Genomic DNA, 21,270 nt, shown 5'->3' with positions numbered 1-21,270 from the left:
CCGCCATGAACCTGCTGCAGACCCTGCCCAACTTCCTCGCCTACTTCGCCTCGGCCATCGGCCTGTTCGGGCTGTTTACCAGCCTCTACATCCGCCTGACGCCCTACGCGGAAATCCAGCTGATCCGCCAGGGCAACATCAGCGCCGCCGTGGCCCTGGTCGGCACCCTGCTGGGCTTTGCCCTGCCGCTGGCCAGCGCCATCGCCCACAGCGTCAGCCTGGTCGACATGCTGATCTGGGGCGTGATCGCCATGCTGGTGCAGGTGCTGGTGTTCCTCGGCCTGTCGCGCCTGGTGCCGGAGCTCAAGGGCGGCATCGAAAGCAACACCCTGGCCCACGGCGTATTCCTCGGCGGCGCCTCGCTGTGCATCGGGCTGCTCAACGCCGCCTGCATGACCTACTGAGCGTCTCCGCAGTCCACGTCGCCGCCACCCAGGTGCTCGAAGCCTTCCAGGTAGAGGCACGACGCATCCGACGCACAGTCCTGCAGCGAAGCGTTGCTCAGGTTGTCCCGTGAAGTGGGGTCTTCCAGGTTCACCTGCGGGAAGATGTCGGCCACCTCCTCCGCCGTCATGATCCTGTCGAAGGTGACGTTGACCGATTGCAGGCGGCCATACTCCCAGTCCAGGTCCACCGCCGCGATGCGCGGGTCGAGCGCCCGCACCTGCGCCTCGGCCAACTGCGGGCCGGCGTAGCTGAGATCGGTGTCGTGGCAGGCGTCGCCCCAGTTGCTCAGCTTCTTGCTGGCGGCGCAGCTGAACTGCGCGTCGACATGACCAGTGCGCTGCTCCAGCAGGCAAGCGAAGTCGGCCACGCTCATGCGCGGCCAGCCGACCAGATCGGCCGTGGTGAAGGGCGCGGCCGAAGCCAGGGCACTGGAGAACAGCAGGCAAAGGGCGGTGAAGCGCCCAGACAGGGGTTTGCGCATCGCGACTTCCGTGAGGGGAACCGATCGGGTTCGGCAGCCGCCGATATTCCTCCCGCCGCCCCTGGCACCGCAACTGATTTCGGGGAGGTACAATTGCCTACTTCGCACCTTGTATTCGAGCCATGTCCTCTCGCCGCCATCAACCCGCTGACCATCGGTCTCCGAGCATGATCCGCCTTTCCTTGCGCCCGGCTGCGAGTGCCCGGCCGTGACCGAACTCGCCCTGATCCTGGTCAGCGCCATCCTGGTCAACAACTTCGTGCTGGTGCAGTTCCTCGGCATCTGCCCGTTCATGGGCGTGTCGCGCAAGATCGAGACGGCGCTCGCGCTGGCCCTGGCGACCACCTTTGTCCTCACCCTCGCCTCGGCATTGAGCTACATCCTGCAGCGCTACGTGCTGCAACCGCTGGACCTGGAATTCCTGCGCACCATCGGCTTCATCCTGGTGATCGCCGTGGTGGTGCAGTTCACCGAGCTACTGGTGAACAGAACCAGCCCGCTGCTGGGTCGAACCCTGGGCATCTTCCTGCCGCTGATTACCACCAACTGCATCGTGCTGGGCGTAGCGCTACTGAATGCGCGCAAGGCCGAGTTCGGCTTCCTGCAATCCACCCTCCAGGGCTTCGGTGCCGGGCTGGGCTTCACCATGGTGCTGGTGCTGTTCGCCGCCCTGCGCGAGCGCATCGCCATCGCCGACGTGCCCAAGCCGTTCAAGGGCGCGGCCATCGGCATGATCACCGCCGGGCTGATGTCCCTGGCGTTCATGGGCTTCAGCGGGTTGCTCAAGCCATGATCGCGGCGCTGCTGATCATCGTGGTTTGCCTCGGCGGCGCCGTGGCGCTGCGCCTGGCCTCAGCGCGGGTGAAGGTCGCAGGCGAGCCCATCGCCGGGCAGATCAATGACCTGCTGCCGCAGACCCAGTGCGGCCAGTGCGGCTATGCCGGCTGCAAGCCCTACGCCCAGGCCATCGCCGAGGGTGACGCGATCAACAAGTGTCCGCCCGGCGGCGCCGCGACCATCGCCGCCCTCGCCGAGTTGCTGGACGTCGCCCCCCTGCCGCTGGACGCCGCCGAAGAGACGCCGCTGCGTGTGGCCTACATCCGCGAGGCCGAGTGCATCGGCTGTACCAAGTGCATCCGCGCCTGCCCGGTGGACGCCATCGTCGGCGCGGCCAAGCTGATGCACACGGTGATAGTCGACGAATGCACCGGCTGCGACCTGTGCCTGGAACCCTGCCCGGTGGACTGCATCGAGATGCGCGACCTGCCGCTGCGCGTCGCCGACTGGAAATGGCCGCTGCCACAGGGCCGGCTGATCCAGACCGACCGGGAGCAGGCGGCATGAACGCGCAGGTCTGGGACTTCCCCGGCGGCCTGACGCTGCCGGCGAACAAGCAGCAGTCCACCGGCATGCCAATCCAGCAGCCACCATTGCCGCGCCGACTGGTGCTGCCCCTGCAACAGCATATCGGCGAGCCTGCCGTGCCCTGCGTCACTGCTGGCCAGCGCGTGCTCAAGGGCCAGCGGATCGCCGAGGCCGGCAGTGCCATCAGCGCCGCGCTGCATGCGCCGACCTCCGGCACCGTGGTCGAGATCAGCGAGCAACCTTATCCGCACAGCTCCGGCCTTTCAGTGCGCGCCATCGTCATCGAGAGCGACGGCGCGGATGAATGGATCGAGCTGAACCCCGTGTCCCAGTATGCGTCCCTCTCCGGGGTCGAACTGCTGCAACGCATCCGCCAGGCCGGCATCGCCGGCCTCGGTGGCGCCGGCTTCCCCACCGCCGCCAAGCTGGCCTCGCGCGCCCAGGACGACCTGCATACGCTGATCATCAACGGCGCCGAGTGCGAGCCCTACATCAGCGCCGACGACCTGCTGATGCGCGAGCGCGCCGTCGAACTGGTCGAAGGCATCGAGGTGCTGATGCACATCCTCCAGCCGCAGCAGGTGCTGCTCGGCATCGAGGATGACAAGCCCGAGGCCATTGCCATTTTGCAGGCCACCATTGGTGAGCGGCCGATCCGCCTGCAACCGGTCCCGACCCGCTACCCCTCCGGCGGCGAGCGCCAGTTGATCCAGGTGCTGACCGGCCGCGAGGTGCCGTCCGGCGGGCTGCCGGCGGATATCGGCATGCTCTGCGTGAGCGTCGGCACCGCCGTCGCCGTGGCCGACGCCGTGCTGCGCGGGCGGCCGCTGATCTCGCGCATCACCACCCTGACCGGCGCCGCACTCGCACGCCCGTGCAACGTTGAAGCGCTGCTCGGCACGCCCGTGGGCGAGCTGCTGGCGTTCGCCGGCCTCGACAGCGCGAAGCTCGACCGCCTGCTACTCGGCGGCCCGCTGATGGGCGACAGCCTGCCGTCGCTGGACGTGCCGCTGATCAAGACCGCCAACTGCCTGCTGGCCGCCACCCGCGAAGAGCTGCCGGCTCCGGCACAGGCCATGCCCTGTATCCGCTGCGGCGACTGCGCACAGGTCTGCCCTGCCAGCCTGCTGCCGCAACAGTTGTACTTCTTCGCCGAAGACCACGACCAGTTGATGGCGCACAACCTGTTCGACTGCATCGAGTGCGGCGCCTGCGCCTACGTCTGCCCGTCGAGCATTCCGCTGGTGCAGTACTACCGCGCCGCCAAGGGCGAGATCCGCGAACTGGAACAGCGCCAGCTGAAGGCCGAGCAGTCGCGCCTGCGCTTCGAGCAGCGCCAGGAGCGCCTGCGCCGTGAGGAAGAACAGCGCGCTGCCGACCGCCTGGCCCGCCAGGAACGTGCGCAGGAAGACCCAGCCGAAATCGAGACGCCCAGCGCACCGGCCGCGCAATCGGTGATCGAGCGGGTGAAGGCCGAAAAGGCCGTGGGCAATGCGCCTGACCAGCTCAAGCGCCTGAAGATCGACGCCAGCATGGCCCAGGTCGCGCTGAACAAGGCCGAGAAGCAACTGGCCAGCCATGACACCGAGCAGTTGCGCACCCAGGTTGCCGAGCTGCGCATCGCCGCCGCCGAGGCGAAAGCCGCACTGGCAGCTGCCGAAGTGCAAGGCGCCAGCGCGGAGCCGACGCCCGCTGCCGCCCCCGTCGCGGGCGAAGCGGCACTGAAGAAAGCGAAGATCGACGCCGCCATGGCCCGCGCCCAGCTGAAGAAGTCCGAGAAGGCCTTCGGCGAATCGCCCAGCGACGAGCAGCGCGCCACCCTCGCCTCCTTGCGCGGGGACGTCGAACGTATCGAGCGCCAACTCAACGAACTGCAGGGGACCGCCATGCCAACCGAACCGAAAACCGAGCAGCCCGTCGACGGCGTACTCGCCCTGCGCCAGGCCAAGCTGGTCTATATCGCCCAGCGCGACGCCCTGCGCGCGGCTGAACGCGAAGGCGTGTCCGCCGAGGCGCTGGACGCGATCCGCCAGACGCTCGCCGCCGCGGAAGCTGCCCTGCACGCCGCCGAAGACGCCAGCGGCAAGGCGCCGCCGGACCTGGTGCGTACCGACAGGCGCCCGATCACCGACGCCCTGCGCGCCGCCAAAACCGAACTGGCCTACGCCCGCGCCGACCTGAAGAAGCTCGAACGCGAAGGTGCTGGCGACTCGGCACTGGCCACTGCCCGTGAGCGCCTGCAAACGGCGGAACGCGCAGTCGCCGATGCCAGCGGTGAGGCGCCTTGATGAAGCTGCCACGCATCAGCTCGCCCCACGCCACAGGCGCCAACCGCACGCAGCGAGTCATGCTGACGCTGCTGGCCGCCTGCGCGCCGGGTGCGCTGGTGCTGATCGGCCTGTACGGCGTCGGCACCCTGTTCAATCTGCTCTGGTGCAGCCTGCTCGCCCTCTCCACCGAGGCGCTGATGCTCAAGTTGCGCAACCGCCCGGTGACCTTCTTCCTCAAGGACGGCAGCGCGCTGGTCACCGCGGTGCTGCTCGCCCTCGCCCTGCCGCCCTACTCGCCCTGGTGGCTGAGCGCGGTCGCCACGGTGTTCGCGCTGATCTTCGGCAAGCACCTGTACGGCGGCCTCGGGCAGAACCCGTTCAACCCGGCGATGGTCGGCTACGCGGTCGTGCTGGTGTCCTTTCCGCAGCAGATGAGCCAGTGGCCGGCGCCGGACAGCGCGCTCGGCTTCGCCGAGGGCCTGCGGCAGATCTTCGGCTTCGCAAGCCTTGGGCCGGACGCCTGGGTCGGCGCCACCGCGCTGGACGTGGTGCGCAACAACCACAGCCTGACCATGGAAGAACTGCTGGCGCAGTCCCCCGCTTTCGGCCGTATCGGCGGGCGCGGCGTGGAACTGGTCAACCTGGCCTTCCTGGCCGGCGGGTTGTTCCTGCTCTGGCGCAAGCTGTTCACCTGGCACGCGCCGGTGGGCATGCTCGGCGGCCTGTTCGTCATGAGCCTGCTGTTCTGGAACGGCTCCGGCTCCGACTCCCACGGTTCGCCGCTGCTGCACCTGTTCAGCGGCGCGACCATGCTCGGCGCCTTCTTCATCGTCACCGACCCGGTCTCCGGCGCCACCAGCAACCGCGGCCGACTGCTGTTCGGCATCGGTGTCGGCGTGCTCACCTACGTGATCCGTGCCTGGGGCGGCTACCCCGACGGCCTGGCCTTCGCCGTGCTGCTGATGAACCTCGCCGCGCCGACCCTCGACTACTTCACCCGCCCACGCACTTACGGACACAAGAAGCCCGAACGCGGCTTCAAGGCGGGTGAGCGATGAACCGCACCCTACTGAAGAATGTCCTGGCGCTGGGCCTGCTCGCGGTGCTTGCCGCCGGCGTGGTGGCGACCGTCCACCAGCTCACCGCCCAGCGCATCGACACCGCCCAGCGCGAGGCGCGTGGCCGCACCCTGCTGGAACTGCTGCCCAGGGGCAGCTACGACAACCATCCACTGGAGACCGAAGTCAGCGCCTTCGATCCCAAGCTGCTGGGCCGCGACGAGCCGGCGCCCGCCTACCTCGCCCGCCTCCAGGGGCAGACCACGGCGGTCGTGCTCCAGCCCGTGGCGCGAGATGGCTATGGCGGCTCGATCCAACTGCTGGTGGGAGTGACCGCACAAGGCCGTCTGCTCGGCGTGCGGGTCGTGGCGCATCACGAGACGCCCGGCCAGGGCGACCGCATCGAACTGGGCAAGAGCGACTGGCTGCACGGCTTCGACGGCCGTTCCCTGAGCGACCCGGCCGAGGCCGGCTGGAAAGTGAAGAAGGACGGCGGCCAGTTCGACCAGTTCGCCGGCGCCACCGTCACCCCGCGTGCGGTGGTCAAGGCCACGCACCTGGCGCTGCAGTACTTCGACGCGCACAAGTCCGAGCTGCTGGCCCCTGCGACCTCGGGAGACAAGCATGAGTAATCCCGGCTACCGCGAAATCGCCCTGCAGGGCCTGTGGAAGAACAACCCCGGCCTTGTGCACTTGCTCGGCCTGTGCCCGCTGCTGGGCACCAGCAGCTCCATGGTCAACGCCCTCGGCCTGGGGCTGGCGACGATCTTCGTGCTGGTCTGCTCCAGCGTCGCCGTAGCGCTGATCCGTGGCACGCTGAGCGAGGCCGTGCGCCTGCCGGCCTTCCTGCTGGTCATCGCCACCCTCACCACCTGCGTCGAACTGCTGATGCAGGCGTGGCGGTACGAGCTGTATGAAGTGCTGGGCATCTTCGTGCCGCTGATCACCACCAACTGCGTGATCCTCGGCCGCGCGCAATCCTTCGCCGCGAACAACAACGTGGCGCGCTCGGCCTTCGACGCACTGATGATGGGGCTGGGCTTCGCCCTGGTCCTGCTGGCCATCGGCACGCTGCGCGAACTGCTCGGCCATGGCACGCTGCTGGCCGGCATGGACCTGCTGTTCGGCCCCGGCGCCGCCAGCTGGAAACTGCAGATTCCCGGCTACCAGGGCCTGTTGCTGGCCGTGCTGCCGCCCGGTGCCTTCCTGGTGCTGGGCCTGCTGATTGCCCTGAAGAACCGTATTGATGAAAGCCTGGCGGACCGCGCCAAGGCGCAGGCGGGCGACGTACCCGCGACCGAGCGCCAACGCGTCCGCGTGACCGGAGTGATCGAATGAATGCCGCCAAACGCGCGGAGATTTTCCGCCGACTCAAGGAAGACAATCCCAACCCCGAAACCGAGCTGGCCTACAGCACGCCGTTCGAGCTGCTGATCGCGGTGCTGCTCTCCGCCCAGGCCACCGACGTCGGGGTGAACAAGGCCACCGCCAAGCTCTACCCGGTGGCCAACACCCCGGAGGCGATCTACGCCCTGGGCGTGGAAGGCCTGTCGGAGTACATCAAGACCATCGGCCTGTACAACAGCAAGGCGAAGAACACCATCGAGACCTGCCGCATCCTCATCGAGAAGCACGGCGGCCAGGTTCCGGAGAACCGCGAAGACCTGGAAGCCCTGCCGGGCGTGGGCCGCAAGACCGCCAACGTGGTGCTCAACACGGCTTTCCGACAGCCGGCGATGGCAGTGGACACCCATATCTTCCGCGTCTCCAACCGCACCAACATCGCGCCGGGGCGCAATGTGCTGGAAGTGGAGCGCAAGCTGCTCAAGTTCGTGCCCAAGGAATACCTGCTGGATGCGCACCACTGGCTGATCCTGCATGGGCGCTACGTCTGCAAGGCGCGCAAGCCGCAGTGCGGCAGCTGCCGAATCGAGGACCTGTGCGAGTTCAAGCACAAGACGTCGGACGATTGAGCGTTATGGGAAAATTCCTTCAGGCTGATTGAAAAAATCTTTTTTACCGCTTACGCCTTTGTCGATATAAGGGGCGCCAACACACCCCGTGTTGTGGAGTGCACCGAATGGCAAACGACAAAGAAGACCTCGAACTCGAGGACGATGTCAGCACAGACGACAGCGATGACGGCGCCGAAGCATCGGCAGAGGTCGCCAAGACCAACCTGACCAAGCGCCGCATCATCGACAACTACCTGGAAGAGCGTCGCCTGCAGCGCCAACTGTCCGACTACGATTTCGATCTGTAAGCCTTCTCCTAAGCGAAGTACCTGCATGAAAAAGCCCCGCATCCTGGCGGGGCTTTTTGTTTTCTGCTCCTACAGGCTCACACCGCTACACCAGCGCGCTGCACCACCCGGTAGCACGGCTCGTACGCCGCGCCGCCTGGTAACTTCATGCGGTGCTGTTCGACGAAGGCCTGCAGCAGAGCATCCAGCGGTTCCATGATGGCCGCGTCGCCGTGGATTTCGTACGGGCCGAACTCTTCGATCATGCGGATGCCGCGGTCCTTCACGTTGCCCGCGACGATGCCGGAGAACGCCCGGCGCAGGTTCGCCGCCAGTTCGTGTGGCGGCACGTCGCGACCCAGATCCAGGCCGGCCATGTTCTCGTGGGTCGGCTCGAACGGGCGCTGGAACCCCTCGTCGATCTTCAGCAGCCAGTTGAAGTGGTAGGCGTCGTTGCGCTCGCGGCGGAACTGCTTGACCCGCTTCAGGCCGGTGCTCATTTCCCGCGCCACTTCCGCCGGGTCGTCGATGATGATGCGGTAGCGCTTCTGCGCCGCCTCGCCCAGCGTCGCACCGACGAAGGCATGCAGCTGTTCGATGTAGGCCGCCGCGCTGCGCGGGCCGGTGAGCACCAGGGGGAACGGCATGTCCTGGTTTTCCGGGTGCATGAGGATGCCCAGCAGGTAGAGGAACTCCTCCGCCGTACCGACGCCGCCGGGGAACACGATGATGCCGTGACCGACACGGACGAAGGCTTCGAGGCGCTTCTCGATGTCCGGCAGGATCACCAGTTCGTTGACGATCGGGTTCGGCGCCTCGGCAGCGATGATTCCCGGCTCGGTCAGGCCCAGGTAGCGGCCATCGGTGATGCGCTGCTTGGCGTGACCGATGGTGGCGCCCTTCATCGGGCCCTTCATCACGCCCGGGCCGCAACCGGTGCAGACGTCGAGGCTGCGCAGGCCCAGTTCGTGGCCGACCTTCTTGGTGTACTTGTACTCGTTGGTGCTGATGGAATGGCCGCCCCAGCACACGACGATCTTCGGCTCCACGCCGGCGTGCAGGGCACGGGCGTTGCGCAGAAGGTGGAAGACGTAATCGGTGATGCCGGCCGAGCTGTCCAGGCCGAAGCGCCGGCTGTTCAGGGCGTTCTGGGTGTAGACGATGTCGCGCAGGGCGCTGAAGAGCATCTCGCGGGTGCTGGCGATCATCTCGCCGTCGACGAAGGCGTCGGCCGGCGCATTGAACAGCTCCAGGCGCACGCCGCGGTCCTGCTGGTGGATTTCCAGTTCGAAGTCGCGGTAGGCGTCGAGGATGTGCTTGGCGTTGTCGATCTGCGTGCCGGTGTTGAGGATGGCCAGGGCACACTGGCGGAAGAGCTTGTAGGTACTGCCCGAGCCCGCTTCGCTGAGCTGGTGGACTTCACGTTGGGAGAGGGTTTCGAGGCTGCCCTTGGGGCTGACCGAGGCATTGTTTACCGGTCTTGGGGACATGCTGTATTCCTTGACGATGGAAGCCGGGCACCTGAGCACGCGGCTTTCCGATAAATCGATGCGGCCGTCCATTCGGCCGTCATTGCCGGGGGCGTCGCGGCGGGGATTCTCCGGCCCGCAGCGCGCTCCTTCTGACTGTGACAAGCGAATGGCGGAAACTGCTTCCGCAATCGACGCGTCCGACGTCGATGCCCCTTGAGTATGAACGCTGCGATGACTTTCTGATGACGCACCGCAAAAGAAAAACCCCGCTGGATTGGCGGGGTTTCTTCAAGGACGCTTCGCGATCAGTCCTTGCGCTGCGGGCTCAGCAGCTCGATCTTGTAGCCGTCCGGGTCTTCGACGAAGGCCAGGATGCTGGTGCCGTGCTTCATCGGGCCCGGCTCGCGGGTGATCTTGCCGCCACGGGAGCGGATGTCCTCGCAGGCCTTGTAGACGTCCGCCACTTCCAGGGCGATGTGGCCGTAGCCGGTGCCCAGCTCGTACTGGTCCACGCCCCAGTTGTAGGTCAGCTCGATGACGCTGTTGTCGTCTTCGTTGCCGTAGCCCACGAATGCCAGGGTGAACTGGCCGTCCGGATAATCCTTGCGACGCAGCAGGGTCATGCCCAGGACTTCGGTGTAGAAGGCGATGGATTTGTCCATGTCGCCGACGCGCAGCATGGTGTGCAGCAGTCTCATCGGTTCTTTCCTCATCAGGTGCCCGGAGTGCGGGCTTATAAACACAAACCCCGGCTCGTGGCCGGGGTCTGCTTGTCACGGGAGACGCAAGCTTATCAGAACAGCTTGCGGCCCTTGTTCGCGGCGATACGCATGCGCAGCGCGTTGAGCTTGATGAAGCCAGCGGCATCGGCCTGGTTGTAGGCGCCGCCGTCTTCCTCGAAGGTCGCGATGTTGGCATCGAACAGCGAGTCGTCGGACTTGCGGCCGGTGACGATGACGTTGCCCTTGTACAGCTTCAGGCGCACGACGCCGTTCACGTGTTCCTGGGAGGCATCGATCATCTGCTGGAGCATCTCGCGCTCCGGGCTCCACCAGTAGCCGGTGTAGATCAGCTTGGCGTAGCGCGGCATCAGCTCGTCCTTCAGGTGAGCGACTTCGCGGTCCAGGGTGATCGACTCGATGGCACGGTGCGCCTTGAGCATGATGGTGCCGCCGGGGGTCTCGTAGCAGCCACGGGACTTCATGCCGACGTAACGGTTCTCGACGATGTCCAGACGGCCGATGCCGTTGGCGCCGCCGATGCGGTTCAGCTCGGTCAGTACCTGGGCAGGAGTCATGTCCTTGCCGTCGATGGCGACGATGTCGCCCTTGCGGTAGGTCAGCTCGATGTAGGTGGCGGAGTCAGGGGCCTTCTCCGGGGAGACGGTCCACTTCCACATGTCTTCTTCGTGCTCGGTCCAGGTGTCTTCCAGCACGCCGCCTTCATAGGAGATGTGCAGCAGGTTGGCATCCATGGAGTACGGCGATTTCTTCTTGCCGTGGCGCTCGATCGGGATGTTGTGGGCTTCGGCGTAGTCCATCAGCTTCTCGCGGGACAGCAGGTCCCACTCGCGCCAGGGGGCGATCACCTTCACGCCCGGCTTGAGCGCGTAGGCGCCCAGCTCGAAACGCACCTGGTCGTTGCCCTTGCCGGTGGCGCCGTGGGAGATGGCGTCAGCGCCGGTGGCGTTGGCGATCTCGATCAGGCGCTTGGCGATCAGCGGGCGGGCGATGGAGGTACCCAGCAGGTACTCGCCTTCGTAGACGGTGTTGGCACGGAACATCGGGAAGACGAAGTCGCGGACGAATTCTTCTCGCAGGTCCTCGATGAAGACCTCTTTCACGCCCATCTGCTTGGCCTTGGCGCGGGCCGGTTCGACCTCCTCGCCCTGACCCAGGTCGGCGGTGAAGGTCACCACTTCGCAGTTATAGGTATCCTGCAGCCACTTCAGAATTACCGAGGTGTCCAGGCCACCGGAATACGCCAGGACTACCTTCTTCACGTCCGCCATGCCACTCAACTCCACGGGGGTTGTCACGAAAGGGGCCGATTCTACTGTCCGCTCGGAATAATTTACAGAGGGGCGACAGCTTTTGACGACAAAGCGACAAATACTATCGTCGGTGCGACCCGACGCCGCGGGTCAGCCCTTGGGTGTCGCGGGCGGCGTGGCGGGTGGGTTGGCCGCGTTGGCGGCAGGCGCTGCCGGCGCGCCCTGAGCCGGCGCGCTGGCGGTGCTGGGAGCCGGTGCGGCAGGGGCTGGCGGGGCTTCGGCGGGTGCCTGCTCGACGACCGCCTCGCGGGACAGGTTCACCGTTACCCGGCGATTCTTCGCGCGGTTGGCGGCGGAGTTGTTCTTCACCAGCGGGTAGCGCTCACCGTAGAAGCGCACGGTGATCTGCGATTCCGCCACACCATTGGCCTTCAGGTACTCCATCACCGCGATGGCCCGGCGGCGCGAGGCCTCGCGGTTGGCCAGGCGGTTTCCGCTGTTGTCGGAATGGCCGTCCAGCTCGATGCGATTCACCGTCGGATCGGCCTTCATGTACTGCAGGATGATGTCCAGCTTGGCGCGGCCCAGCAGATCGACCTCGGTGCCGCCGTCCGGGAAGCCGACCTGGCTCTGGCGCACCTGGTCGAAGTTGACCGGGAGCATCTTCGTCGAACAGTCCTGGAACTTCACGTATCCGTCGGCGAAACGCGTTGGCATCAGCCGTACCAGGAGGTTCTCGCCGGTGCGCGTGCGGTGGCGCACTTCCGGCGCACGGCCTTCCAGCAAACCGCCGAGCAGCCGCCCGGCCTGCTGCTGGGTGCTGTTGAAAGGCACATCGCCCGAACCCACCTGCACTGCCCCCAGGTTCAGGTCGCCCTGCCCCGGACGCCACGGCGGCGCGGCCGCCAGCAGGGTTGCCGAGCCGCTGCCCAGCCAGCCCGTCTGCGGCTTGAGCCGGAAGGTCGGCTGCTCGCCGGCGCGCCAGACGAATTCGCCCAGGCCGAAACCGGCCACGCTCTGCGACAGCCGGCACTCGAACTGGTCGCCCTCCACCGTCCATTGCGCACTTTCCATGCGCGTCTGGAAGGTCAGCCCCCAGGCCGGGAGGCTGGCACAGAGAGCGAGCAGGAGAAGGGAGGGCTGGCGCACGATGGCTTCCATACAGATAAAGAGGCGTCCCAGATTCTATCGGTCGGCCTCGGCAAAACTTGATAGCGAGTGCCGGCGGCGGCCTTTTCCGGTAGCATTTCACCCTCTTCCCGCTGCAACCGCACCCCTGGAATCCGCATGTCCGACCGCCTGACACTCCTGCGCCCCGACGACTGGCACATCCACCTGCGCGACGGCGCCGCACTCGCGCAAACCGTCGGCGACGCCGCCCGCACCTTCGGCCGCGCCATCATCATGCCGAACCTGGTCCCGCCGGTACGCAACGCCGCCGAAGCCGACGCCTACCGCCAGCGCATCCTGGCCGCCCGTCCCGCCGGCAGCCGCTTCGAGCCGCTGATGGTGCTGTACCTCACCGACCGCACCAGCGTCGAGGAAGTCCGTGCCGCCAAGGCCTCCGGCTTCGTGCACGCCGCCAAGCTGTACCCGGCCGGCGCCACCACCAACTCCGATTCCGGCGTCACCAGCGTCGACAACATCTTCCACGTGCTCGAAGCCATGGCCGAAGTCGGCCTGCCGCTGCTGGTACACGGCGAGGTGACCCGCGCCGAGGTCGACGTGTTCGACCGTGAGAAGCGCTTCATCGACGAACACCTGACCCGCGTGGTCGAGCGTTTCCCGACCCTCAAGGTGGTCTTCGAGCACATCACCACCGGCGATGCCGCCGCCTTCGTCAAGGCCGCCCCGGCCAACGTCGGCGCCACCATCACCGCACACCACCTGCTGTACAACCGCAACCACATGCTGGTTGGCGGCATTCGCCCGCACTTCTATTGCCTGCCGATCCTCAAGCGCAACACCCACCAGGAAGCCCTGCTGGATGCCGCCACCAGCGGCAGCCCGAAGTTCTTCCTCGGCACCGACTCGGCCCCCCACGCGCGCCACGCCAAGGAAGCCGCCTGCGGTTGCGCCGGCTGCTACACCGCCTACGCCGCCATCGAGCTGTACGCCGAAGCCTTCGAACAGCGCAATGCGCTGGACAAGCTGGAAGGTTTCGCCAGCTTCCACGGCCCGGATTTCTACGGCCTGCCGCGCAACAGCGACCGCATCACCCTGGTCCGCGAAGAGTGGGAAGCCCCGGCGGCCCTGCCGTTCGGCGATTTCGACGTCGTCCCGCTGCGCGCGGGTGAAAAACTGCGCTGGCGCCTGCTGGAGACCGAGGCATGAGTGACGAGAACGAAATCTTCGAAGAAGAACTCGACGGTTCCTTCCCGCCCGGCCCACGCCACCCGATGGCGCGCCGCTTCCGTGGCTACCTGCCGGTCGTGGTGGACGTCGAGACCGGTGGATTCAACGCCGGCACCGACGCCCTGCTGGAAATCGCTGCCGTCACCATCGGCATGGACGAAAGCGGCTACCTGTTCCCCGAACACACCTACTTCTTCCGCGTGGAGCCGTTCGAAGGCGCCAACATCGAGCAGGCGGCGCTGGAGTTCACCGGCATCAAGCTGGACCACCCGCTGCGCATGGCCGTGCCGGAAGAACAGGCGCTGACCGAAATCTTCCGCGGCATCCGCAAGTCGCTGAAGTCCAACGGCTGCAAGCGGGCGATTCTGGTCGGCCACAACAGCAGCTTCGACCTGGGCTTCCTCAATGCGGCGGTGAACCGCAGCGGCGTGAAACGCAATCCGTTCCACCCGTTCTCCAGCTTCGACACCGCTACCCTCGCCGGCCTCGCCTACGGCCAGACCGTCCTGGCCAAGGCCTGCCAGACCGCCGGCATCGAGTTCGACAACCGCGAGGCTCACTCGGCGCGCTACGACACCGAGAAGACTGCCGAGCTGTTCTGCGGCATCGTCAACCGCTGGAAGGAATTCGGCGGCTGGATGGAAGACGATCACTGATCGCGCCGTCCTGAATAAAAAAGCCCCGCAATCGCGGGGCTTTTTTATTCACCAGCAGCCTTACAGCTTGCCGGCGTTCTCGGCCAGGTAGGCAGCAACGCCTTCGGGCGAGGCGGTCATGCCCTTGTCGCCCTTCTTCCAGTTGGCCGGGCAGACTTCGCCGTGTTCCTCGGTGAACTGCAGGGCGTCGACCAGACGCAGCAACTCGTCCATGTTACGGCCCAGCGGCAGGTCGTTGACGATCTGCGAACGCACCACGCCGTTCTGGTCGATCAGGAAGGCGCCACGGAAAGCCACGCCGCCTTCGGATTCGACGTCATAGGCCTTGGCGATCTCGTGGGTGATGTCGGCGGCCAGGGTGTACTTGACCGGGCCGATGCCGCCCTTGTCCACCGGAGTGTTGCGCCAGGCGTTGTGGGTGAAGTGGGAATCGATGGAAACGCCGATCACTTCGACGTTGCGCGCCTGGAAGTCGGGGATGCGGTGGTCCAGGGCGATCAGCTCGGACGGGCACACGAAGGTGAAGTCCAGCGGGTAGAAGAACACCAGGCCGTACTTGCCCTTGATGGCTTCGGACAGCACGAAGCTGTCGACGATCTCGCCGGTGCCCAGCACGGCGGCCACGTTGAAATCGGGAGCTTTCTTACCTACGAGTACGCTCATTCCTTGTCTCCGGAAATGGTGAGGCGCTTGGGAGCGAAACGCCCGCTGCCCGGTCGAAACTGCCGGGCTTGAGGGGTTGCCGCTCCAGTGGGGCAGCCATCATACACCCGGCGCGCAAGGCCTTCATCCATGCGGCTTTCGCGGCTGATTCACTGACCTCACGACCATTTATCGGAGACCACGAAAGGGGTTCCTGGTAAATTTTGACAATCATTCTCATTATTATTAGTATCGCTTCCAACAACCCCACAGCGACTGTAGTGCAACCATGTACGTCTGCCTCTGCAACGGTGTTACCGATACTCAGATCCGCGATGCGATCTACGACGGCGCCTGCAACTATCGTGAAGTGCGCGAGTGCACCGGCGTCGGCACTCAATGTGGCAAGTGCGCCTGCCTGGCCAAACAGGTGGTTCGCGATACCCTCGGCGAGCTGCAAAGCGCCCAGGCGATGAACTACAACCTGGCCTACGCGGCGGGTTGAGAAAAAAGACCGCTGATCGATTCAGCCAAAATTCCAAGGAAACCGGGCTCTGGCCCGGTTTTTTTATGCCCGTAATTCAGTGGTTTAGCGCCAAGTTGCGGAATGAAAACATTCGCATTCATATTCCTTTTTATAGCAAATTCAAGGACTTATGTTTGACAGATGGTTATAAGGGCGCGAGAATTTCAATCTCTCCCACTCCACACGGCAGGACCCCGGCATGAAAGGCGACAAGAAAGTCATCCAGCATCTGAACAAGATCCTCGGCAACGAGCTGATCGCCATCAACCAGTACTTCCTGCACTCGCGCATGTGGAACGACTGGGGCCTGAAGCGCCTCGGCGCGCATGAGTACCACGAGTCCATCGATGAGATGAAGCACGCCGACAAGCTCATCGAACGCATCCTGTTCCTCGAAGGCCTGCCCAACCTGCAGGACCTGGGCAAGCTGCTGATCGGCGAGAACACCCAGGAAATGCTGCAGTGCGACCTGAACCTGGAACTCAAGGCCTGCAAGGACCTGCGCGACGCCATCGTGCATTGCGAAAGCGTGCATGACTACGTCAGCCGCGACCTGCTCAAGGACATCCTCGAGTCCGAGGAAGAGCACATCGACTACCTGGAAACCCAGCTGGGCCTGATCCAGAAAGTCGGTCTGGAAAACTACCTGCAGTCGCACATGCACGAAGACGACTGATAGAAAAAGGCACCGGCGCTGTTGTGGACGCCGGTGCCCTTCTCTTCTAGACGTTCGCCTTTGGCGGACGGCGCACCAGTGACGCCTTCAGCACCAGCCCCGCGCACAACCCCACCACCACCAGCAACGACAGGCGCAAGCCCACGTGCTCGGCGAGGAAGCCGATCAGCGGCGGGCCCATCAGCAAGCCGCCATAGCCGAACGACGCTACCGCCGCCACGCCGCGCGAAGGCTCGACGCCCGGCCGGTTGCCCGCGGCGCCGATCAGGATCGGCACCACCACCGACAGTCCCGCGCCCACCAGGGCGAATCCGGCAATCGCGCCGGCAACCCACGGACTGAACAGCGCCAGGAACATGCCCGAAATCGCCAGCAGCGCCAGGTTGCGCACCAGCGCCTCGTCGGCGAAGCGCACGCGCAAGCGATCACCGAACAGCCGCCCCAGCACCATGGTTGCGGAGAATGCCGCGAAGCCCAGTGCTGCCAGGCGTTCGGACGCGCCCAGCACCTGATGCAGCAGCAAGGCCCCCCAGTCGGCAACCGCCCCTTCGGAAACGAACGCGCAGAGGGTCAGCAAGCCCAGACCGATCAAGGCCGGTGGCGGCAGGCGCCAGCCACGTTGGGCTGGCGCCTCCTCCTCCATAGGTTGCGGGCGGCCCTCGAACAGATGACGGGCGAAGAACGGCAGGATCGCCACGGCGATCAGCGCCAGCAGGCTGAAGTGCCAGATCGGCGCCAGGTCGGCAAACGCTGCCGCGCCGACTGCACCGACCAGACCGCCCAGGCTGTACATGCCATGCAAACTGGAGATGCACGGGCGGCCGAGGCGCCGCTCGACTTCCACCGCCTGGGTGTTCATCGCCACGTCCATGGTCGCGAAGTTCAGGCCGACGGCGAGGAAGCCCGCCGCCAGTACCCAGACATCCTGCGCCAGCCCGAGCAAGGGGAAGGTCGCCATCAGCGCCAACCCGGAAATCACGGTGATCGCCCGGCTGCCATAGCGCCGCACCAGCGCGCCGGCGAAGGCGAACGCCAGCAGCGCGCCGAAGCCAGCGCCCAGAAGCGCCTGGCCCAGTTGCTGCTCGTCGACCCCGGTCATGCTCTTGAGGGCCGGCACCCGCCCCATCACGCTGCCATGGACCATCCCGCCCATGGCGAAGCAGTATCCGCACGCCCAGCGCGCGGCGTTGGCCCGCGTCTGTTCAGTCATCTTTTATTTCTTCCCAAAAACAAAGCCCCGCCAAGGCGGGGCTTTGTGCGACAGCACGAAAGACTCAGGCGTTGGCCTTGCTCACGGCGTCCTTGATCAGCGGTTGCAGCTCACCCTTCTCGAACATCTCGGCCAGGATGTCGCTGCCGCCGACCAGTTCACCACCGACCCACAGTTGCGGGAAGGTCGGCCAGTTGGCGTACTTGGGCAGGTTGGCGCGGATTTCCGGGTTCTGCAGGATGTCGACGTAGGCGAACTTTTCGCCGCAAGCCATCAGCACCTGCGCGGCGCGGGACGAGAAACCGCACTGGGGAGCGTTCGGCGAACCCTTCATGTACAGCAGAACAGGGTTGCTGGAGATCTGCTCTTTGATGGTATCGATGATATCCATGAACTTCCTCGGCTTAACTATCAGACACTGACCCGGCAGTCGCCTCTGGGGGCACAGGCCGGCACGGTACCGCGCATTGTACTGCAAAGCCGAGTGCAACGCTCGGCTTTGCAGGTGACGTGCGTCAGCTTGTCAGGCCGCCTCGACCTCCACCGGCACACCATTGAGCGCAGTGTTGCCGGAGAGTGCATCCAGGTGGCGCTCGTCGGTCAGATCGTTGGCGCTGGCACCGCCCTGCTCGCGCGCGATGGCCAGTTGCACGCCCGGTCGCCCGTGGCCCCAGCCGTGGGGCAGGCTGACCACGCCGGCCATGACTTCATCGCTGGAAGCCACTTCGATCTCGATGCTGCCTACCCGCGAACGCACCCGCACCTTCTGCCCATCTACCAGCCCGCGCGACGCCAGGTCCTGCGGATGCATCAGCAACTGGTGGCGCGGCTTGCCCTTCACCAGGCGGTGATAGTTGTGCATCCACGAGTTGTTGCTGCGCACGTGGCGGCGGCCGATCAGCAGCAATTGGTCGATGGCCGGCGACTGGCTGTCGGCAAAACGGCGCAGGTCGTTGAGGAAAATCTCCGGTGCCGCCTCGATGCTGCGGCTGGCGGTCTTCAGGCGCGGCGCCAGGTTCGGCTGCAGCGGCCCCAGGTCCAGCCCGTGCGGGTGCTCGCGCAGCCGCGCCAGGTTGAGCTTGTGCTCGCTGGCGTCGCCGTAGGGGCCGAAGCGCAGGCCCATCTCGATCATCTGCTCCGGCGCCATGGTCGGCTTGAGCTCGCTGCCCTGACGCGCGGCATAGGCCTTGGCCAGGCCGACGAAGATTTCCCAGTCGTGCAGCGCCCCTTCGGGCTTGGGCAGGACCGCCTCGTTGAAGCGGGTGACGTTGCGCACTGCGAAGACGTTGAAGGTGGTGTCGTAGTGATCGTGCTCCAGCGGCGCGGTGGGCGGCAGGATCAGGTCGGCGTAGCGGGTCGTCTCGTTGATGTACAGATCGACGCTGAGCATGAACTCCAGGCCATCCAGCGCCTGCTCCAGGCGACGGCCATTGGGCGTGGACAGCACCGGGTTGCCGGCCACCGTCACCAGCGCGCGCACCTGCCCCTCCCCTTCGGTGAGCATCTCCTCGGCCAGCGCCGCCACCGGCAGTTCACCGCCGTATTCCGGCAGGCCGGACACGCGGCTTTGCCAGCGATTGAAAGCGCCGCCCGCAGTGGTCGCCACCAGGTCCACCGCCGGCGTGGTGCACAGGGTGCCGCCGACGCGGTCGAGGTTGCCGGTGACCAGGTTGATCAATTGCACCAGCCACTGGCACAGGCTGCCGAAGACTTGCGTCGAAACGCCCATGCGCCCGTAGCAGACCGCCTTGTCGGCGGCGGCAAAAGCCCGCGCCAGCTGGCGGATATCCTCGGCCGGCACACCGCAGCGCGCGGCCATGGCTTCGACCTTGAACGGCGCCAGGGCTTCGCGTACCGCCTCCAGGCCATTCACCGGCAGGGCGGTTGCGCGGGTCAGCCCTTCGCTGAGCAGCGTGTCGAGGATGCCCAGCAACAAGGCTGCATCCTCGCCGGGACGGACGAACAGATGCTGGTCCGCCAGCGCCGCCGTCTCGGTGCGACGCGGATCGACCACCACCAGCTTGCCACCGCGCGCCTTCAGCGCCTTCAGGCGTTTCTCCACGTCCGGGACGGTCATGATGCTGCCGTTGGAGGCCAGCGGGTTGCCGCCCAGGATCAGCATGAAGTCGGTGTGGTCGATGTCGGGAATCGGGATCAGCAGGCCATGGCCGAACATCTGCTGGCTGACCAGATGATGCGGCAACTGGTCCACCGAGGTCGCCGAGTAACGGTTGCGGGTCTTCAGCTGGCCGAGGAAGTAGTTGCTGTGGGTCATCAGCCCGTAGTTGTGCACGCTGGGATTGCCCTGGTACACGGCCACGGCGTCGTTGCCATGGCGTAAACGAATCTCGGCAAGACGCGTGGCGACCAGTTCGAAAGCCTCGTCCCAGCCAATCGGCTGCCACTCGTTGCCGACGCGGCGCACCGGCTGGCGCAGGCGGTCCGGGTCGTTCTGGATGTCCTGCAGCGCCACCGCCTTGGGGCAGACGTGGCCGCGACTGAAGCTGTCATGGGCGTCGCCCTTGATCGAGAGGATGCGCTCATCCTCGGTCTCGATGGTCAGGCCGCAGATGGCCTCGCACAGGTGGCACGCACGGTGGTGGAGGGTCTTGCTCATGGCTCGCCTCGTTATTGTTGTCGCCGGCGCCTCATGGGGCCGGTCGCGGGGTCGAAAGCACTATGAATCCTGGCCTGGCGAAGCACCACCAGCTTCCGTCGGGTGAATCGCGGGGCATCAGGAACGATCATGTTGAAGCCCCGCCCGACGGGCCTTCCGGGGGAAACTTGCGTAGATCCGTCATTTCCTTATAGGATCGCGCCTTCCCCCATTTTCCGCTCCATGCGGTCCCGCCGCAGGTTCAGCCCGTTTTTTCTCACGAAAGCCGGTCGGTACCTCGGCCTGATTTCTGAGAATAAGTAGTAGGTACGAACCATGAGCGCACGTCACTTCCTCTCGATGCTGGATTACACGACCGAAGAACTGCTCGGTCTGATCCGCCGCGCCACCGAGCTGAAGGACCTGCGAGACCGAGGCGTGCTCTACGAACCACTGAAGAACCGCGTGCTGGGCATGATCTTCGAGAAAGCATCGACCCGTACGCGGATTTCCTTCGAAGCCGGCATGATCCAGCTCGGCGGCCAGGCCATCTTCCTCTCCCCGCGCGATACCCAGCTGGGCCGTGGCGAGCCGATCGCCGACGCCGCACGGGTGATGTCGCGGATGGTCGATGCGGTGATGATCCGCACCTTCGCCCACAGCAACCTGATCGAGTTCGCCGAAAACTCCCGCGTGCCGGTGATCAACGGCCTGTCGGACGACCTGCATCCCTGCCAGTTGCTGGCCGACATGCAGACCTTCTTCGAGCACCGCGGCAGCATCGCCGGCAAGACGGCGGCCTGGATCGGCGACGGCAACAACATGTGCAACAGCTACATCGAGGCGGCGATCCGCTTCGACTTCCAGCTGAACGTGGCCTGCCCGGAAGGTTACGAGCCGAATGCCGCCCTGATGGAACTGGCTGGCGATCGCGTGAAGATCTTCCGCGACCCGCGCGAGGCGGTGGCCGGCGCGCACCTGGTAAGCACCGACGTCTGGGCCTCCATGGGCCAGGAAGACGAAGCGGCCGCGCGCCTGCGCCTGTTCCAGCCATATCAGGTAACACGTGCGCTGCTCGACGGCGCTGCGGCGGATGTACTATTCATGCACTGCCTGCCGGCCCACCGTGGCGAAGAGATCAGCGAAGACTTGCTGGACGACGCGCGCTCCGTGGCCTGGGACCAGGCGGAAAACCGTCTCCACGCCCAGAAGGCGCTGCTCGAACTGCTGGTCGAGCACGCCCACTACGCCTGAGAACCTGCCCATAATCTGCCTGCGCTG

23 protein-coding genes are annotated in these 21,270 nt (G+C 65.7%); 14 read left to right on the top strand and 9 right to left on the bottom strand.

What is annotated here, in order from left to right:
* Positions 1-5 precede the first annotated feature (5 nt).
* Complete coding sequence (locus IB255_RS08375; RefSeq protein WP_151186185.1) at positions 6-404, top strand: DUF350 domain-containing protein; 399 nt, start codon at positions 6-8, stop codon at positions 402-404.
* Here the strand turns inward: IB255_RS08375 and IB255_RS08370 are convergent.
* Positions 398-928, bottom strand: coding sequence for a hypothetical protein (locus IB255_RS08370; protein ID WP_192210057.1), 531 nt, complete (start codon positions 926-928; stop codon positions 398-400). The two genes, IB255_RS08375 and IB255_RS08370, sit on opposite strands and share 7 nt — an antisense overlap.
* Positions 929-1,136: 208 nt before the next feature.
* On the opposite strand from IB255_RS08370, the gene rsxA reads away from it, so the two are divergent.
* From rsxA to IB255_RS08330, 8 genes are all read left to right on the top strand, one after another.
* Positions 1,137-1,721: an electron transport complex subunit RsxA gene (gene rsxA, locus IB255_RS08365; protein ID WP_192210056.1), complete on the top strand. Its 585-nt coding sequence runs from the start codon at positions 1,137-1,139 to the stop codon at positions 1,719-1,721.
* Positions 1,718-2,272 (top strand): electron transport complex subunit RsxB, encoded by a 555-nt coding sequence (rsxB, locus tag IB255_RS08360; protein ID WP_192210055.1) that lies wholly within the window; start codon positions 1,718-1,720, stop codon positions 2,270-2,272. Before rsxA ends, rsxB begins: the two co-directional genes overlap by 4 nt.
* Positions 2,269-4,581 carry an electron transport complex subunit RsxC gene (rsxC, locus tag IB255_RS08355; protein ID WP_192210054.1) on the top strand — a complete coding sequence of 771 codons (2,313 nt, stop codon included), beginning with the start codon at positions 2,269-2,271 and terminating at the stop codon, positions 4,579-4,581. The genes rsxB and rsxC overlap by 4 nt, the downstream gene beginning before the upstream one ends.
* A complete protein-coding gene (locus IB255_RS08350) occupies positions 4,581-5,621 on the top strand; it encodes an RnfABCDGE type electron transport complex subunit D (RefSeq protein WP_192210053.1) in 1,041 nt (346 codons plus the stop codon). Before rsxC ends, IB255_RS08350 begins: the two co-directional genes overlap by 1 nt.
* Complete coding sequence (gene rsxG / locus IB255_RS08345; RefSeq protein WP_192210052.1) at positions 5,618-6,253, top strand: electron transport complex subunit RsxG; 636 nt, start codon at positions 5,618-5,620, stop codon at positions 6,251-6,253. The genes IB255_RS08350 and rsxG overlap by 4 nt, the downstream gene beginning before the upstream one ends.
* Positions 6,246-6,959, top strand: coding sequence for an electron transport complex subunit E (locus IB255_RS08340; RefSeq protein ID WP_192210051.1), 714 nt, complete (start codon positions 6,246-6,248; stop codon positions 6,957-6,959). The genes rsxG and IB255_RS08340 overlap by 8 nt, the downstream gene beginning before the upstream one ends.
* The gene (gene nth, locus IB255_RS08335) at positions 6,956-7,594 is read left to right on the top strand and encodes an endonuclease III (RefSeq protein WP_081517715.1); all 639 of its coding nucleotides are present in this window, start codon (positions 6,956-6,958) and stop codon (positions 7,592-7,594) included. Before IB255_RS08340 ends, nth begins: the two co-directional genes overlap by 4 nt.
* A gap of 107 nt (positions 7,595-7,701) precedes the next feature.
* On the top strand, positions 7,702-7,884 hold the full coding sequence (locus IB255_RS08330; protein WP_081517714.1) for a PA3496 family putative envelope integrity protein: 183 nt from the start codon (positions 7,702-7,704) through the stop codon (positions 7,882-7,884).
* A gap of 77 nt (positions 7,885-7,961) precedes the next feature.
* Here IB255_RS08330 and ppnN read toward each other — a convergent pair whose 3' ends face one another.
* The 4 genes from ppnN to IB255_RS08310 form a co-directional block, all read right to left on the bottom strand.
* Positions 7,962-9,353: a nucleotide 5'-monophosphate nucleosidase PpnN gene (gene ppnN / locus IB255_RS08325; protein WP_081517713.1), complete on the bottom strand. Its 1,392-nt coding sequence runs from the start codon at positions 9,351-9,353 to the stop codon at positions 7,962-7,964.
* Between the two features lie 287 nt (positions 9,354-9,640).
* A complete protein-coding gene (gloA, locus tag IB255_RS08320; protein WP_045209838.1) occupies positions 9,641-10,033 on the bottom strand; it encodes a lactoylglutathione lyase in 393 nt (130 codons plus the stop codon).
* 95 nt (positions 10,034-10,128) lie between these two features.
* Entirely contained in the window at positions 10,129-11,346 is a 1,218-nt protein-coding gene (locus tag IB255_RS08315; RefSeq protein WP_081517712.1) for an argininosuccinate synthase, read from the bottom strand.
* Positions 11,347-11,478: 132 nt separating this feature from the next.
* A complete protein-coding gene (locus IB255_RS08310; RefSeq protein WP_318652751.1) occupies positions 11,479-12,477 on the bottom strand; it encodes a flagellar protein MotY in 999 nt (332 codons plus the stop codon).
* A gap of 138 nt (positions 12,478-12,615) precedes the next feature.
* Here IB255_RS08310 and pyrC point away from each other — a divergent pair, with 138 nt between their 5' ends.
* Complete coding sequence (pyrC, locus tag IB255_RS08305) at positions 12,616-13,662, top strand: dihydroorotase (protein ID WP_151186176.1); 1,047 nt, start codon at positions 12,616-12,618, stop codon at positions 13,660-13,662.
* On the top strand, positions 13,659-14,339 hold the full coding sequence (gene rnt / locus IB255_RS08300) for a ribonuclease T (protein WP_037011317.1): 681 nt from the start codon (positions 13,659-13,661) through the stop codon (positions 14,337-14,339). The genes pyrC and rnt overlap by 4 nt, the downstream gene beginning before the upstream one ends.
* A gap of 60 nt (positions 14,340-14,399) precedes the next feature.
* Here the strand turns inward: rnt and IB255_RS08295 are convergent, their stop codons facing one another.
* A complete protein-coding gene (locus tag IB255_RS08295; protein WP_081517709.1) occupies positions 14,400-15,002 on the bottom strand; it encodes a peroxiredoxin in 603 nt (200 codons plus the stop codon).
* 268 nt (positions 15,003-15,270) lie between these two features.
* Between IB255_RS08295 and IB255_RS08290 the strand changes: the two genes are divergently transcribed.
* Positions 15,271-15,486 carry a bacterioferritin-associated ferredoxin gene (locus IB255_RS08290; protein WP_081517708.1) on the top strand — a complete coding sequence of 72 codons (216 nt, stop codon included), beginning with the start codon at positions 15,271-15,273 and terminating at the stop codon, positions 15,484-15,486.
* A gap of 220 nt (positions 15,487-15,706) precedes the next feature.
* Entirely contained in the window at positions 15,707-16,183 is a 477-nt protein-coding gene (gene bfrB, locus IB255_RS08285; RefSeq protein ID WP_017521012.1) for a bacterioferritin BfrB, read from the top strand.
* Between the two features lie 46 nt (positions 16,184-16,229).
* Here bfrB and IB255_RS08280 read toward each other — a convergent pair whose 3' ends face one another.
* From IB255_RS08280 to IB255_RS08270, 3 genes are all read right to left on the bottom strand, one after another.
* Positions 16,230-17,393 (bottom strand): MFS transporter, encoded by a 1,164-nt coding sequence (locus tag IB255_RS08280; RefSeq protein ID WP_081517707.1) that lies wholly within the window; start codon positions 17,391-17,393, stop codon positions 16,230-16,232.
* A gap of 64 nt (positions 17,394-17,457) precedes the next feature.
* Entirely contained in the window at positions 17,458-17,784 is a 327-nt protein-coding gene (gene grxD, locus IB255_RS08275; RefSeq protein ID WP_017521010.1) for a Grx4 family monothiol glutaredoxin, read from the bottom strand.
* A 132-nt stretch (positions 17,785-17,916) separates the two neighbouring features.
* Positions 17,917-20,010 carry a molybdopterin oxidoreductase family protein gene (locus IB255_RS08270; protein WP_081517706.1) on the bottom strand — a complete coding sequence of 698 codons (2,094 nt, stop codon included), beginning with the start codon at positions 20,008-20,010 and terminating at the stop codon, positions 17,917-17,919.
* A gap of 315 nt (positions 20,011-20,325) precedes the next feature.
* Here IB255_RS08270 and argF point away from each other — a divergent pair, with 315 nt between their 5' ends.
* Complete coding sequence (gene argF / locus IB255_RS08265; protein WP_081517705.1) at positions 20,326-21,243, top strand: ornithine carbamoyltransferase; 918 nt, start codon at positions 20,326-20,328, stop codon at positions 21,241-21,243.
* The last annotated feature ends 27 nt before the right edge of the window (positions 21,244-21,270 follow it).

The organism is Pseudomonas sp. PDM22, assembly GCF_014851965.1.
GTDB lineage: Bacteria > Pseudomonadota > Gammaproteobacteria > Pseudomonadales > Pseudomonadaceae > Pseudomonas.
Note: the sequence above shows the minus strand (reverse complement) of the source record. Positions and strands in the feature narration are given on the sequence as shown.